At 68.8% G+C, this 14,337-nt stretch carries 13 protein-coding genes and 1 pseudogene; 1 reads left to right on the top strand and 13 read right to left on the bottom strand.

The genetic code is table 11. The features are described 5' to 3' along the window. Window positions 1-6: 6 nt before the first annotated feature. From der to PHR85_RS04355, 12 genes and pseudogenes are all read right to left on the bottom strand, one after another. On the bottom strand, window positions 7-1,335 hold the full coding sequence (gene der, locus PHR85_RS04410; RefSeq protein ID WP_300050944.1) for a ribosome biogenesis GTPase Der: 1,329 nt from the start codon (window positions 1,333-1,335) through the stop codon (window positions 7-9). Continuing rightward, window positions 1,332-2,471 (bottom strand): outer membrane protein assembly factor BamB, encoded by a 1,140-nt coding sequence (gene bamB / locus PHR85_RS04405; RefSeq protein ID WP_300050942.1) that lies wholly within the window; start codon window positions 2,469-2,471, stop codon window positions 1,332-1,334. Before bamB ends, der begins: the two co-directional genes overlap by 4 nt. Window positions 2,472-2,476: 5 nt before the next feature. Then, complete coding sequence (locus tag PHR85_RS04400; RefSeq protein WP_300050940.1) at window positions 2,477-3,145, bottom strand: tetratricopeptide repeat protein; 669 nt, start codon at window positions 3,143-3,145, stop codon at window positions 2,477-2,479. Between the two features lie 80 nt (window positions 3,146-3,225). After that, the gene (gene hisS, locus PHR85_RS04395) at window positions 3,226-4,521 is read right to left on the bottom strand and encodes a histidine--tRNA ligase (RefSeq protein ID WP_300050938.1); all 1,296 of its coding nucleotides are present in this window, start codon (window positions 4,519-4,521) and stop codon (window positions 3,226-3,228) included. 47 nt (window positions 4,522-4,568) lie between these two features. Next, window positions 4,569-5,858, bottom strand: coding sequence for a flavodoxin-dependent (E)-4-hydroxy-3-methylbut-2-enyl-diphosphate synthase (gene ispG / locus PHR85_RS04390; protein WP_300050935.1), 1,290 nt, complete (start codon window positions 5,856-5,858; stop codon window positions 4,569-4,571). 3 nt (window positions 5,859-5,861) lie between these two features. Then, complete coding sequence (locus tag PHR85_RS04385) at window positions 5,862-6,797, bottom strand: helix-turn-helix domain-containing protein (RefSeq protein WP_300050932.1); 936 nt, start codon at window positions 6,795-6,797, stop codon at window positions 5,862-5,864. Then, the gene (gene pilW / locus PHR85_RS04380; RefSeq protein ID WP_300050929.1) at window positions 6,790-7,605 is read right to left on the bottom strand and encodes a type IV pilus biogenesis/stability protein PilW; all 816 of its coding nucleotides are present in this window, start codon (window positions 7,603-7,605) and stop codon (window positions 6,790-6,792) included. The genes PHR85_RS04385 and pilW overlap by 8 nt, the downstream gene beginning before the upstream one ends. Next, on the bottom strand, window positions 7,605-8,738 hold the full coding sequence (gene rlmN / locus PHR85_RS04375) for a 23S rRNA (adenine(2503)-C(2))-methyltransferase RlmN (RefSeq protein WP_300050926.1): 1,134 nt from the start codon (window positions 8,736-8,738) through the stop codon (window positions 7,605-7,607). The genes pilW and rlmN overlap by 1 nt, the downstream gene beginning before the upstream one ends. Window positions 8,739-8,745: 7 nt before the next feature. Next, window positions 8,746-9,171, bottom strand: coding sequence for a nucleoside-diphosphate kinase (gene ndk, locus PHR85_RS04370; RefSeq protein WP_300050924.1), 426 nt, complete (start codon window positions 9,169-9,171; stop codon window positions 8,746-8,748). Between the two features lie 98 nt (window positions 9,172-9,269). Further along, on the bottom strand, window positions 9,270-10,562 hold the full coding sequence (locus tag PHR85_RS04365; RefSeq protein ID WP_300050921.1) for a pseudouridine synthase: 1,293 nt from the start codon (window positions 10,560-10,562) through the stop codon (window positions 9,270-9,272). 89 nt (window positions 10,563-10,651) lie between these two features. Beyond that, window positions 10,652-11,155, bottom strand: a pseudogene (gene scpB, locus PHR85_RS04360) (SMC-Scp complex subunit ScpB); the annotation flags it as partial. Window positions 11,156-11,251: 96 nt separating this feature from the next. Further along, window positions 11,252-12,298 (bottom strand): RluA family pseudouridine synthase, encoded by a 1,047-nt coding sequence (locus PHR85_RS04355; RefSeq protein ID WP_300050918.1) that lies wholly within the window; start codon window positions 12,296-12,298, stop codon window positions 11,252-11,254. Between the two features lie 35 nt (window positions 12,299-12,333). Here PHR85_RS04355 and PHR85_RS04350 point away from each other — a divergent pair, with 35 nt between their 5' ends. Next, window positions 12,334-13,158 (top strand): outer membrane protein assembly factor BamD, encoded by an 825-nt coding sequence (locus PHR85_RS04350; protein ID WP_300050915.1) that lies wholly within the window; start codon window positions 12,334-12,336, stop codon window positions 13,156-13,158. A gap of 44 nt (window positions 13,159-13,202) precedes the next feature. Here the strand turns inward: PHR85_RS04350 and zapE are convergent, their stop codons facing one another. Continuing rightward, a complete protein-coding gene (gene zapE / locus PHR85_RS04345) occupies window positions 13,203-14,333 on the bottom strand; it encodes a cell division protein ZapE (protein WP_300050913.1) in 1,131 nt (376 codons plus the stop codon). Window positions 14,334-14,337 lie beyond the last annotated feature (4 nt).

Raw genomic sequence — 14,337 nt, 5'->3', positions numbered from 1 at the left:
GACTTGTCATTCGTCGTAGGGGTTGGCCGAGGTCTTGAACTCGATGCGCAGCGGCGTGCCGACCAGGTCGAACGCCTTGCGAAAGCGCCCTTCGAGGAAGCGCTTGTAGGCGTTGTCGACGTTGTCGAGCGAGTTGCCGTGGATCACGATCACCGGCGGGTTCATGCCGCCCTGGTGCGCGTAGCGCATCTTGGGCCGGTACATGCCGCCGCGCTTGGGCGCCTGCAGCACGATCGATTCCTGCAGCAGGCGGGTCAGCAGCGGCGTCGGCATCTTGACCATGGCCGAGGCGTAGGCCTTGGCGATCGAGGTCCAGAGCGGGCCGATGCCCTGGCGCTTCTTGGCCGAGATCATGTGCAGCGGCGCGAACTTGAGGAAGCCCAGCCGGCTCTCGATCGAGCGCTGCAGGGTCTCGCGCTGATAGCTGTCGATCGCGTCCCACTTGTTGATCGCCAGCACCACGGCGCGTCCGCTCTCGAGCGCGAAGCCCGCGATATGCGCGTCCTGGTCGGTCACGCCCTCGGTCGCGTCGAGCAGCAGCAGCACGACATGGGCGTTCTCGATCGCCTGCAGCGTCTTGACGACCGAGAACTTCTCGATCGCCTCGAAGACACGGCCCTTGCGGCGCAGGCCGGCGGTGTCGATCAGCTCGAACTTCTGGCCGTTGCGCTCGAACGGCACCGAGATGGCGTCGCGCGTGGTGCCCGGCATGTCGAAGGCGACCAGGCGCTCCTCGCCCAGCCAGGCATTGATCAGCGTCGACTTGCCGACGTTGGGCCGACCGGCGACGGCGAGCTTGATGACGGTCTCGTCGGGCTCGACGGCTGCTTCCTCGTCGGGCCAGGACAGCTTGTCGAGCGCGGCTTCGAGCATCGGGCGCACGCCCTGGCCATGCGCGGCCGAGACCGGCAGCACCTCGCCCAGGCCGAGCTCGTAGAACTCGACCAGCTGGCCGCCCTCCTTCATGCCTTCGGCCTTGTTGGCCACCAGCAGGGTCGGCTTGTTCAGGCGGCGCAGGTAGTTGGCGATGTCGTGGTCCTGCGCGCTCAGGCCGCCACGGGCGTCGAGCACGAACACGACGACGTCGGATTCGGCGACGGCCTGCTGGGTCTGCCTGGCCATCTCCTTGAAGATGCCGCTGCCGGCGTCGGGCTCGAAGCCGCCGGTGTCGATCACGATGAATTCGCGCTTGCCCAGGCGCGCGTTGCCGTAGTGGCGGTCGCGCGTCAGGCCGGGAAAGTCGGCGACGATGGCGTCGCGCGTCTTGGTCAGGCGGTTGAAAAGGGTGGACTTGCCGACGTTGGGTCGGCCCACCAGGGCGATAACAGGTTTCATTCGGGGCGCCAGGCGTAGAGTGCGCCTTTGCGTGTCAGGGCCAGCAGGTTTTGACCCGCCAGCAGGGGGGCGGAGACGATGGCCGAGCCATCGGTCTCCAGTCGGTTCAGCAGCTTGCCGTCGGCGCGGGCGAGCACATGGACATAGCCCTGCGCATCGCCGATCGCGACCGAACGGCCCGCCGCCAGCGGGGCGCTCAGGCCGCGATGCAGCAGCAGATCGGACTGCCACTGGACATCGCCGCTGTCGGATTTCCAGGCCAGCACGCGGCCATTGCTTTCGACGCCATAGACCAGGCTGGCATCGGCCGCCAGGCCCACGGCACCGTTGGCCGGCTTGGTCCAGCGCAGCGCGCCGCGCTGGGCGTCGACGCAAGCCAGCGCGGACTGGAAGGCGCGCACGCAGACATCGCGCTGGACACGGGCGGCCGGGCCGACCAGGTCGACCAGGCGTTCGATTTCGTTGACACCGCGCGGGGAGGCGACCGGCGCTTCCCAGAGGGTGACGCCGTTGCCAGGGTTGAGGCCCGTCAGGCGTGCGCCGAGTCCGGCGACCAGGGTGTTGCCGACGGCCAGCAGGACGCCAGGCTGCTGCAACACCAGCGGCTCGGTGCCGCGTGCCGGCTGGCTCCAGATCCGGGCGCCGTTGCGCGCATCGAAGGCCGAGACGCTGCGGTCACCCGACAGCACGAAGATGCGCTGGCCGGCCACCAACGGCGCGGTGAAGCTGCGCGAGGCCAGGCGCAAGCGCCACTGAACCTTGCCCTGCGCGAGCGCGACCAGTTCGTTGCCCTGGGTCACGACGGCGGTGGTCTCGCCGTCGAATCCGACCCCCACCGCCACCGGGCTGCCGACCTCGGCGCGCCAGCGCTCGCGCCCGCTCTCGGCATCGAGCACCCGCACCGTGCCGGACGCGCTGGCCAGCGCCAGCTCGCCGCCGACCAGCACCGGCACCGACAGCGGCGCCGCCTCACCAAGCTGGACCTTCCAGGCCAGGCGTGCCGGCAGCGTGGGATTGAAGGCGGTCAGCGCGGCCGGCTCGGGCCGGGACGGGCTCGACGAGCAACCGGCCAGGGCCAGCAGCACGGCTGCAGCGGCGGCGGCCAGACTGGGGGTGAGGCTAAAGCTGGACTTCACGGGACTCACTCCTTGGAGGGGGTTGCGGCCGGCTGGGGATCGAAGCCCAGCGCGTTGAGCTTGGCCTGAACGATGCGGCGGTAGTCGGGCACGGCCGACAGGCCATCCCAGGCCTTGCGGTATTCGGCCAGCGCCGCCTCGGTCTGCCCTTGCGCCTGCAGCACATCGCCACGGCGGTCAGCCTGCAGCGGCGCGAATTCGGCATCAGCCTTGAAATCAAGCGTCTTGAGCGCCTTGACTGGGTCCTTGGCTTCGAGCTCCAGGCCCGCCAGGCGCAGACGGGCGATAGCCCCCAACGCCTCGTCGGAAGACTTCTCGATCACCCAGGCCAGCGCCTGGCGTGCCTCGTCGCTCTTGCCCGCGTCCTGCAGCGCGCGCGCCGCCAGCAGACCGGCCTGCTGGCCCTGCTGGGTGCGCGCCGCCTTGGCCTGCACATCGGCCCAGACGCGCTGCAGCTTGTCGACTTCACCGGCCTGGGCCGCGCGCTCAAGCTCGTCCTGGAGCACGGCGGCTTCCTGGGCCGACTTGCGCTGCCAGAACTGCCAGCCGTTGAAGGCCGCATAGGCACCCAGCACCACGATCAGCACCCAGCTGATCAGGTTGCCGTACTGGGACCAGAAATGTTTGAAGTTGGCGAGCTGTTCCTGCTCTTCCAGGTCGAGATGGGAGGCCATGGGGCTCAATCGAAAGGGGGTGGGACGGCGGGTCTGACAGGCGAACCCTGGCCGATCATTGTAGGACCATGCGGCCGGATTCAGGCCTGGCGCAGCCGAGCCGCCCAGTCACCGGCCTGCGCCAGCGCGAACAGGGTCTGCTCGGTGATGGCGCCGGCGCCCTCGCGCAGCGGCTTGACGGCCACCTGGCCGGCGGCCAGCTCGCTCTCGCCGAAGATCAGCGCGTAGCGCGCGCCGCTGCCGTCGGCCTTCTTGAACTGCGACTTCATGCTGCCGTGGCCGTCAGCACCACCGGCGTGCATCTGCACCGACACGCCAGCGGCGCGCAGCGCCCGCAGCACCGGCATCACCTGCGCCAGCGCCTCGCGTTGCGGCACCACCGCGTAGCAGTCCGGCACCGGAACGGCCGGCAGCAGCTGCTGTTCCTTGAGCAGTTCGAGGATGCGCTCGACCCCCAGCGCCCAACCAACCGCCGGCGCCGGCTTGCCGCCGACTTGAGCAATCAGGCCGTCGTAGCGGCCACCCGCGCAGACCGTGCCCTGCGAGCCCAGCGAGGTCGTGACGAACTCGAACACGCTCAGGTTGTAGTAATCCATGCCGCGCACCAGGCGCGGGTTGATGCGGTAGCCGATGCCCTGGGCATCGAGCAGCGCGCGCAGGCCGTTGAAATGCGCCAGCGACTCCGCGCCCAGATAGTCCATCAACTTCGGCGCGCCCTCGACCAGGGCCTGCATGGCCGGATTCTTGGTGTCGAGGATGCGCAGCGGATTGCTGTAGAGGCGGCGCTTGGCGTCCTCGTCGAGCTGGCCCTGATGCTGCTCCAGATAGGCGATCAGCGCGGCGCGGTGCAGCTGGCGCTCGGCCGGCTGGCCCAGGCTGTTGATCTCCAGCGTCACGTCAGTCAGACCGAGCTCGGCCCAGAGGTCACAGGCCAGCGCGATCTGCTCGGCGTCCACGTCGGGGCCGGCAAAGCCCAGCGCCTCGGCGCCGACCTGATGGAACTGGCGGTAGCGGCCGCGCTGCGGGCGCTCGTGACGGAACATCGGACCCAGGTAGTAGAGCCGCTTGGGGCCGTCATAGATCAGGTTCTGCTCGACCACGGCGCGCACCACGCCAGCGGTGCCCTCGGGGCGCAGCGTGAGCTGCTCGCCGTTCAGACGGTCCTCGAAGGAGTACATCTCCTTCTCGACGATGTCGGTGACCTCGCCCAGGCCGCGCACGAACAGCGCGGTCGGCTCGACGATGGGGGTGCGAATGTTGCGGTAGCCGTAGCGGCCCATCAGCGCGCGCACCTTGGCTTCGAGCCATTCCCAATGCGCCGATTCGGGCGCGGCGATGTCGTTCATGCCTTTGACGGCACTGATTTTTTCTGCCATTTGTTCTTCTATGCTGCTTGCAACAGCTGCTTGCGTTAAGCGCCGGCTCAGGCCGGAACGCCGTATTTCTTCTGGATGTACTGCTCGACGAGCCGCTGGAACTCCTGCGCGATGCCGGCGCCGCGCAAGGTCAAGGCCTTCTCGCCGTCGATGAAGACCGGCGCGGCCGGTGCCTCGCCGGTACCGGGCAGGCTGATGCCGATGTCGGCATGCTTGCTCTCGCCCGGGCCGTTGACGATGCAGCCCATCACCGCCACCTTGAGGTTCTCGACGCCGGGATAACGCTCGCGCCAGGCCGGCATCGAGCCGCGCAGGTAATCATCGATCTGCTTGGCCAGTTCCTGGAAGGTGGTGCTGGTGGTGCGGCCGCAGCCCGGGCAGGCCGTCACGCTGGGCACGAAGCTGCGCAGGCCGAGCGCCTGCAGGATCTCCATCGCGACCACCACTTCCTGGGTGCGGGCCTCGCCCGGCTGGGGCGTCAGCGAGACGCGGATCGTGTCGCCGATGCCCTGCTGCAGCAGCACCGACAGCGCGGCGGCCGACGCCACCGTGCCCTTGGTGCCCATGCCGGCCTCGGTCAGGCCCAGGTGCAGCGGATAGTCGCAGCGCTGGTGCAGCTGCTGGTAGACCGCGATCAGGTCCTGCACGCCACTGACCTTGCACGACAGGATGATCTGCTCGGGCGCCAGGCCGATTTCCTCGGCACGAGCAGCCGAACCCAGCGCGGACGCGATCAGCGCCTCGTACATCACCTGCTTGCCGTCCCAGGGCTGGGCGCGGCGGGCGTTCTCGTCCATCATGCCGGCCAGCAGGTCCTGGTCCAGACTGCCCCAGTTGACGCCGATGCGGACCGGCTTGTTCCAGCGCACGGCGGCCTCGACCATCTGCGCGAACTGTCTGTCCTTCTTGTCGCCGCGGCCGACGTTGCCGGGGTTGATGCGGTACTTGGACAGGGCCTGCGCCATCTCGGGGAACTCGGTCAGCAGGGTGTGGCCGTTATAGTGGAAATCGCCGATCAGCGGCACCGCGATACCCATGCGGTCGAGCTGCTCGCGGATCCGCGGCACGGCGCGCGCGGCCTCCTCGTTGTTGACCGTGATGCGGACCAGTTCGGAGCCGGCCAGCGCGAGCTCCTTGACCTGGATCGCGGACCCGATCACGTCGGCGGTGTCGGTATTGGTCATCGACTGCACGCGCACCGGCGCGTCGCCACCGACCGTGACCTGGTTGTCGCCCCAGGCGACCACGCCCTGGCGCGACTTGCGCGCGGGAATTCCAGCAGGAATGGCAGACGACACGGCAGGCAGACTGTCAGCGGCGGACTTGATTGGGCTCATGCTTCACTTCACCTCGAAACGCGCGACCTTGTTGGCCGCATAGGCCGAGGTGTCGAACACCTGACCCCGCACGATCACCTCGACCCCATCGGCCCGGCCCAGCACGACCTGCAGCGGCGCATCGCCGTCGTAGTCCAGCGTCTGGCCAGCTTGCAGCGTGCGCTGGCGCAATTCCTTGCCTGCCGCATCCTTGAGCTGGACCCAGGTCGTGGCCCGCGCGCGCAGCTGCAACAGCGGCTGGGCGGCAACAGCCGCCGGGGCCGGAGCCGCCGACACGGGCGCCACCGGCTTGTCGACCACGGGCGCCGGGACCGGGGGCGCAATGGCAGGTGGCACCGGCGCCGGCTGGGCCTGGTCTGGCTGGGTCGGCACGACGGGCGTGGCAGCCGCAGGCGCCGGATCGGCGGGCAATGCCTGCGGCGGAACCCCGGCCGGCTCCTGGGCCGGCGGCACGACCGTGCCCTCGGCGGGCGCGGCGGCCTCAGGGGGCGGCGCGCTGGCTTCACGCTGCGGCAGCCACCACCAGAGCACCACGGCCAGCGCGAGCAGCAGCAGCGCCCAGACCAGCGACGAGCGCAAACCCAGCCCGGACAGCGCCACCACGGGCCGGCGGCGCGTCGAGCTGAAATGGCCGGTTTCCAGCGGCTGATCGGAACCGAGCCTGACCTCGACCGCCCTTGGCAGGCTCTGCAGCACGGGCACGGGGTCGATCTTGAGCGCACGGCAGACACTGGAGGCCAGCGCGCGCGCGAAGGTCAGGTTGGGCAGCTCCTGGTAGCGTCCGTCCTCCAGCGCCTGGAGGCGATCGACCGGCACCTTGAGCATGGCCGCGAGTGCCGCCACCTGCAGGCCGGCCGCCTCGCGCGCCTGGCGCAGGGACTGGGGCGCGGGGGCGATCTCCGGCGCGGGATGGGACGGGCTGTTGGAATCTTCAGTCATCGAAAGCGCCGCGCTCGTAGGTCGCGGCCTCCTTGGATTCGGGATAGCGACGGCGCAGCTGCTCGCCGAGCTGACGCACCGCCTCCCGGTTGTTGAGCCTGTGCTCGATCCGCGCCCCCAGCCAGAGCGATTCGGCGTTGGCGAGCTCGGAATTGTTCAGGCGCCGGACATAAAACTGGGCTCGCGCATAGTCCTTGCGCTGCATCAGCAGGGACGCCAGGGTATAGCTCGTGACCGGATGGCCGGCGTCGAGCTCGAAGGCGCGCATCAGGCTGCGCTCGGCTTCGAGCGGCTGGCCGGCGCGCGCCTGGCAGATGCCCTGGCTCATCCAGGTCTTGGCCATGGCCGCGTACCGGGGTATCTGCAGGGCCTTGCCAAAGGCCTCGACCGCTGCGGCGTAACGCCCGGCCTCGCAGTGCATCCAGCCCAGGTTGTGCCAGCTGTCGCCGTCACGCGGGGCCAGCTTGATCGCCTGCTGGAAGCTGGCCTCGGCCAGCCTGGGCTCCTGCAGCCGCAGGTAGATCAGGCCGCGCAGGTTGTAGGCCGGCGCGTACGACGGGTCGGCGGCGAGCGCTTGCTTGACCTCGTCGAGCGCGACCGTGGTCTTGCCCTGCTCGAAGTAGCCCGAGGCGAGCTCGACGCGCAGGCGAGCGCGCCGGCGCTGCTCGGGCTCGTCCGAATCGGTGACCCATTCCTGGCCGGTGCCGGCATCGGCTGCGGGACCCGCTGGCGCCGCCGTGCCAGCGGCACAGCCGTAGAGGGCAGCGGCCGAGCCCGCCAGCAGCCAGCAAAGCAGGCGCGACTTCATCAGGACGGCTCCCTGGGTTGCCAGACCACGACCTGCTCGACCTGACCCCGGCGCTGCGCCATGCGTTCGGCCACGTTGGTGCGGTCGAGCACGTCACCGGCGAGCTGACCGCAGGCCGCGTCGATGTCGTCGCCGCGCGTCTTGCGCACCGTGGTCACGATGCCGGCCGCGTTGAGCTGCTCGGCGAAGGCCTTGACCACCGCGCGCCCCGAGCACTTGAGGCCCGAGTCCGGGAAAGGATTGAAGGGGATCAGGTTGAACTTGCAGGGCACGCCATGCGCGCGCACCAGCGCGATCAGCTCGCGCGCATGCTCCGCGCTGTCGTTGACGCCGTCGAGCATGCAGTACTCGAAGGTGACGAAGTCGCGCGGCGCCGCCGGCAGGTAGCGCTTGCAGGCCGCCATCAGCTCGGCCAGCGGGTACTTGCGGTTGATCGGCACCAGATGGTCGCGCAGCTCATCGTTGGGCGCGTGCAGCGAGACCGCCAGCGCGACCGGACAATCCTGGGCGAGGCGGTCCATCATCGGCACCACGCCCGAGGTCGAGACCGTCAGGCGCCGGCGCGACAGGCCGTAGCCATGGTCATCGAGCATGGTGCGCAGCGCCGGCACCAGCGCCGAGTAGTTCTGCAGCGGCTCGCCCATGCCCATCATCACCACGTTCGAGATGACTCGCTCGCTGGTGTTGAAGCGCTGGCGCAGGAAATGCTCGGCATGCCAGAGCTGGGCGATGATCTCGCCCGTTCCCAGATTGCGGGAAAAACCCTGGTGGCCGGTGGAACAGAAGCGACAGCCGACGGCACAGCCCGCCTGCGAGGACACGCACAGCGTGCCCCGGTCGTCTTCCGGAATGAATACGGTTTCAACGGCATTGCCGCCGCCGACATCGAACAGCCACTTGATGGTGCCGTCGGTCGAGATCTGTTGCGTCAGCACCGGCAGGCCGCGCACTTCGCACAGGCCTGGGAGTTTCTCCCGCAGGCTGCGCGCCAGGTCAGTCATGTCCTCGAAGCGGGCCACGCCTTTCTGGTGGATCCAGCGGTAAAGCTGGACGGCTCGGAAACGTTTCTCTCCGAGCCGTTCACAGAAGGCGGCCAAGCCCTCGAGGTCGTAGTCGAGCAGATTGGCCGTCATGTGCCAATCAACGTGCGTAGACGTTCAGGGCCGGGAAGAAGTAGGCGATCTCGACGGCAGCGGTTTCCGGAGCGTCGGAGCCGTGCACGGCGTTGGCGTCGATCGACTCGGCGAAGTCGGCGCGGATGGTGCCGGCTTCGGCCTTCTTCGGGTCGGTGGCGCCCATCAGTTCGCGGTTCTTCAGGATCGCGCCTTCGCCTTCGAGCACTTGCACGAAGACCGGACCCGAGATCATGAAGTTGACCAGGTCGTTGAAGAAGGGGCGTGCGCTGTGGACGGCGTAGAAGCCTTCGGCTTCGGCGCGCGACAGCTGCACCAGCTTGGCAGCGGCAACCTTCAGGCCAGCGCCTTCGAAGCGGCTGACGATTTGGCCGATCACGTTCTTGGCGACGGCGTCGGGCTTGATGATGGACAGGGTGCGTTCGATTGCCATTTTTTTACCTTGTGGGTTGGGTGTGGAAAGTCGCTGATTCTAACTGTTCGCCGTGACGGTGCCGGGCGGCAAAAAGCCGGGTCGGCACCGTCGCCAGCTCAACGGCGCGGACCCTTGCGCGGGCCGCCCTGCCCGCCCGGCGAGCCCGGTCGGCCGCTCTTGCCGCCGGCATAGAGACCGGGTCCCTTGCGTTTCTGGCCGGCCTCGGCGCCGATGTAGCCTTGGGCGTTCTGCGTCGGGTCGGGCTGACGACCGAACGGCGCCTGCTGCTCGCCGTAGCCCTGCTCCTCGTGGCCGTAGCGCGGCTCGCGGATGGCGCGACCGCTGCTGCGCGAGATCGCCGGGCCCTCGACCAGCTTGGGCGCGCTCGGACGCGGGCCGGTGCCCTTGTTGCGGCGCGGCGTCGGGTTGCGGCTGGCGGCCTTGCGCGCCGAGTCCTGTGCCTGCTCGTCGGTGCGGCGCATGCCGGCGGCCAGGGTCAGGCGCTCGATGTCGCGGTAGTCGAGCTCGGTCCAGACGCCACGGCGCAGGCCGCGCGGCAGCACCACGGCACCGTAGCGGATGCGGATCAGACGGCTGACCGCGTGGCCAACCGCCTCGAACATGCGGCGCACCTCGCGGTTGCGGCCCTCGGCGATCGTGACGCGGTACCAGCAGTTGGCGCCATCGCCGCCGCCGTCCTCGATGCTCTGGAACTGCGCCATGCCGTCATCGAGGCGCACGCCGTCGAGCAGGCGATCCTTCTCGTCGTTGCTCAAGGCGCCGAGCACGCGCACCGCGTATTCGCGCTGCAGGCCGAAGCGGGGGTGCATCAGCTTGTTGGCCAGTTCGCCCGAGTCGGTGAACAACAGCAGGCCCTCGGTGTTGAGGTCGAGCCGGCCGACCGACTGCCACTTGCCGTTGTACAGGCGCGGCAGGCGACGGAACACGGTCGGACGGTTCTGCGGGTCGTCGTGCGTCACGACCTCGCCAGCGGGCTTGTGATAGGCCAGCACGCGCGGCGGCGGCGGCGCGATGCGCACGCGCACCGGCTTGCCGTTGATCCGGATCTGGTCGCCATGCTGGATGCGCTGGCCGACATGGGCCGGCTCGTTGTTGACCGAGACCCGGCCGTCCTGGATCAGGCGCTCCATCTCCAGGCGCGAACCGAGGCCGGCCTGCGCCAGCACCTTGTGCAGCTTGGGCGCGTCGGGCTGCGGCAGCAGCACGCGCTTGTCGTCGACCGGCTCGGCGGCTTCCTGCTCGGCATCGAACTCGCCCGAGACGAGGTCGGCGAACAGCAGCTGGTCGGACGCCGGATCGGCTTGATCCAGGGGCGTGGCATGGCCGGCGGTGGCATGACCGGCGGCATGGCGCTCGGCGTCGGGGGAAACGGGGGACTGGTGCTTCATGATTCTGATTCTGCGAGCCTTTGCAGGCTGGCGATTGGCATATGGGGGGAAACCGGCGCCGCGCCTTCATCGGCGGGCGCCGGCACCGCTTCGAGCGGCGGCAGGGCGTCGAGCGAGGCCAGGCCCAGGTCATCCAGGAAGGTCCGCGTGGTGGCGAACAGGGCCGGGCGGCCAACCGTTTCGCGGTGGCCGATGACCTCGATCCAGCCGCGATCCTCCAGCTGCTTGATGAGGGCCGAGTTGATCGTCACGCCACGGATCTCCTCCATGTCGCCGCGGGTGACCGGCTGGCGGTAGGCGATGATCGCCAGCGTCTCCAGCACGGCCCGGCTGTACTTGGGCGGCTTCTCGGGGCGCAGGCGATCCAGGAAGGGCCGCAGCTCGGGCCGGCTCTGGAAGCGCCAGCCGCTGGCCACGCAGACCAGCTCCACCCCCCGGTTGTCCCAGGCACGCTGCAGCTCGGCCAGCAGTCGGCGCAAGGTATCTGGTGACAAGGCCCCCTCGAACAGCACGGACAGCTCGCGCAGGCTCAAGGGCTCCTGCGCGCAGATCAGTGCGGTTTCGAGGATGCGGCGCGCATCCGCGGTGTTCATGGTGCTGGGTCCGAGGGTCCGGAACGAATAAGGGATTCGATCCGGGGCATTCCGGGATCGCAGGCCGGCGGCGCGGCTAGGGCTGTAGTCAAGCGGTCAGGTGGCGCGCACCTGCCATAGGTAGCCCAGATTGTAATGCAGTCCGGCGTTTTGCACAGCCTGCGCGAGATCGGGCGGCGGCGCGCTCTCGAACTGCAGCTCCTGGCCGGTGACCGGATGCAGCAGCGCGAGCCGGTGCGCGTGCAGTCCCTGGCGCCGCAGGCCGGGCACCAGCTTGCCGCCATAGCTCACGTCCCCGACCAGGGCATGGCCCAGGCTGGCCATGTGGACCCGGATCTGGTGCGTGCGGCCGGTATGCAGCTTGCAGCCGACCCAGCAGTAGTCGTCGTTGGCGTCGAGGCGCCGGAGGGTGGTGCGGGCCTCCTTGGCGCCACCGCTGCCGGGCGCCAGCACCGCCATGCGCAGGCGATTGCGCGGATCGCGCCCGATCCAGCGCTCGACCTCGATCTCGTCCTCGCCGCGCCAGCCGCCGTGCGCCAGCGCGACATAGATCCGGTGCACACGCCGCTGCGCGATCATCTCCACCAGCGCCGAGCAGGCCTGGGGCGTCTTGCCGACCAGCATCAGCCCGCTGGTGTCCTTGTCGAGCCGGTGCACGATGCCCGCGCGCGGCAGCCTGGCGGCGCCGGCGTGGTAGGCCAGCAGGCCGTTGAGCAGGGTGCCGCTCCAGTTGCCGGCGGCCGGGTGCACCACCAGACCGGCCGGCTTGTCGATCACCAGCAGATGCTCGTCCTCGTAAACCACCCGCAAGGCCATGGCCTCGGGCTGGAAGGCCATGGCCTGGGCCGTGGGCCTGAGCTCGACCTCGACCGGCTCGCCGACCCGGACCTTGGCCGAGGCCTTGGCCAGCACGCGGCCGGCCAGCCGCACCGCGCCATCCTGCAGCAAATGCTGGAAATGGCCACGGGAAAACTCGGGACAGCGCTGCGCCAGCAGCTTGTCTATCCTGATGCCATGCTCCTGGGGCTCGACGACGAAGCAGCGCCGCTCGGGCACCAGTTCGAGTTCATCGCCCTCTTCGGAGGGGTTCCAGACCGGCAAGCCGGTCTCCTGTGGGGTGGTCGATATAATTTCTTCAGACAATCCGATTTTCCCGCTGCTGCAAAGGTGTACGCACGATGTTCCTGTCCCGATTATCCGCTGTGTCCCGTTTGCGTCCGGGCCTGACGGCCATGCTGTCAGCCGCCCTGCTGGCCGCCTGTGCAGCGCCCAAGCCCATCGACGAGACAGCGGGCTGGAGTCCGGAAAAGATCTACGCCGAGGCGATGGACAACCGCGCCAACGGCATGCATGAAAAAGCCATCCAGCTGTTCGAGAAGCTCGAAGGCCGCGCGGCCGGCACCCCGCTGGCCCAGCAGGCCCAGCTGGAGAAAGCCTACTCGCACTACAAGGCTGGTGAGCAGGCGCAGGCCGTGGTGACGCTGGACCGCTTCATCAAGCTGCACCCGGTCAGCCCGGCGCTGGATTACGCGCTCTACCTCAAGGGCATCGTCAACTTCAACGACAACCTGGGCCTGTTCGGCGGCCTGTCGCAGCAGAACCTGTCCGAGCGCGACCAGAAGGCGGCCAAGGTCTCGTTCGAGGCCTTCCGCGAGCTGGTGCAGCGCTTCCCCGACTCCAAGTACGCGCCCGACGCCCGCCTGCGCATGACCTATGTCGTCAACTCGCTGGCAGAGTCCGAGGTCAACGTGGCGCGCTACTACTTCAAGCGCGGCGCCTACCTGGCGGCCATCAACCGGGCCCAGCTCGCCGTGACCGAATACCAGGGCGTGCCCGCCGCCGAGCAGGCGCTGTCGCTCATGGTCAAGTCCTACCAGGCGCTCGGCATGCAGGACCTGGCGCAGGATACCCGCCGCGTGCTGGAACAGAACTTCCCCGCCAACGCGCCCAGGGCGGAATCGGCCAGCCCGCAGGACAGCTCCTGGTGGAAGAAGCGGCTCTGAACTGCTGAACCCGACCTGAATCACCGGCCCATGGCCGGTGGCGTTCAGCTCAGCGAGGTATCGACCTCGCGGTATTCCATGTCCAGGTATTCCCTGGACTGCATCTCGTTGAGGCGCGAGACCGTGCGCGGGAACTCGTGCGACAGCGGGCCTTCGGTATAGAGCGCCTCCGCCGGCACCGCCGCCGACAGGATGAACTTGACCCGGCGGTCATACAGCACGTCGACCAGCCAGGTGAAGCGGCGCGCCTGCGAGGCCAGGCTGACCGGCATGTAGGGCACCTGGCTCAGCAGCACGGTGTGGAACTGGCTGGCGATCTCCAGGTAGTCGCTCTGCGAGCGTGGCCCGCCGCACAGGTCCTTGAAGTCGAACCAGACCACGCCACCGGCACGGCGCAGCGCACGGATCTCGCGCGCCTCGATGTGCAGCACCGGGTCCTCGTCATGCGCCTCGGCCAGCTCGTCGAAGGCCTGCCTCATCTGGGCATCGGCCTCGGGTCCGAGCGGGCAATGGTAGAGCTTGACATGCTCCAGCGTGCGGCGCCGGTAGTCGGTGCCGTTGTCGACGTTGATGACCTGGTGATCTTGCTTCAGCAGCTCGATCGCGGGCAGGATGCGGTCGCGGTGCAGGCCGTTCGGGTACAGCCCGTCGGGGTGGAAGTTGCTGGTGGTGACCATGCCGACGCCGTACTTGCGCATGGCTTCGAGCAGGCGGTACAGGATCATCGCGTCGGTCACGTCGGCCACGTGGAACTCGTCGAAGCAGATCAGGCGGTAGCGCTTGGACATGCGCAGGCCCAGCGCGTCGAGCGGGTTGACCGTGCCCTGCAGGCCGGCGAGTTCGCGGTGCACCTCGCGCATGAACTCATGGAAATGCAGCCGCGTCTTGCGCTTCAAGGGGACCGCGTTGTAGAAGCAGTCCATCAGGAAGCTCTTGCCCCGCCCCACTCCGCCGAACATGTAGACGCCCTTCGGGATGGGCAGGCGGTTGATGAACTTCTTGAGCGCGTTCGAGCGGCGCTGCTTGAAGTGCGACCACTCGGCCGCGCAGCGCTCGAGCGCCTCGACGGCGCGCAACTGCGCCGGATCGCTCTGGTAGCCGCGCGCCACCAGCTCGGCCTCGTAGGCCAGGCGCACCGGGCCGAAGCCCGACTCGGATGCATGCTTGTCGTTCATCAAC

Origin of the sequence: Malikia sp., from assembly GCF_028687635.1 — a bacterium.
Taxonomy (GTDB): Bacteria; Pseudomonadota; Gammaproteobacteria; order Burkholderiales; family Burkholderiaceae_C; genus Malikia.
This window is presented reverse-complemented; position numbering and strand designations above follow the sequence as displayed.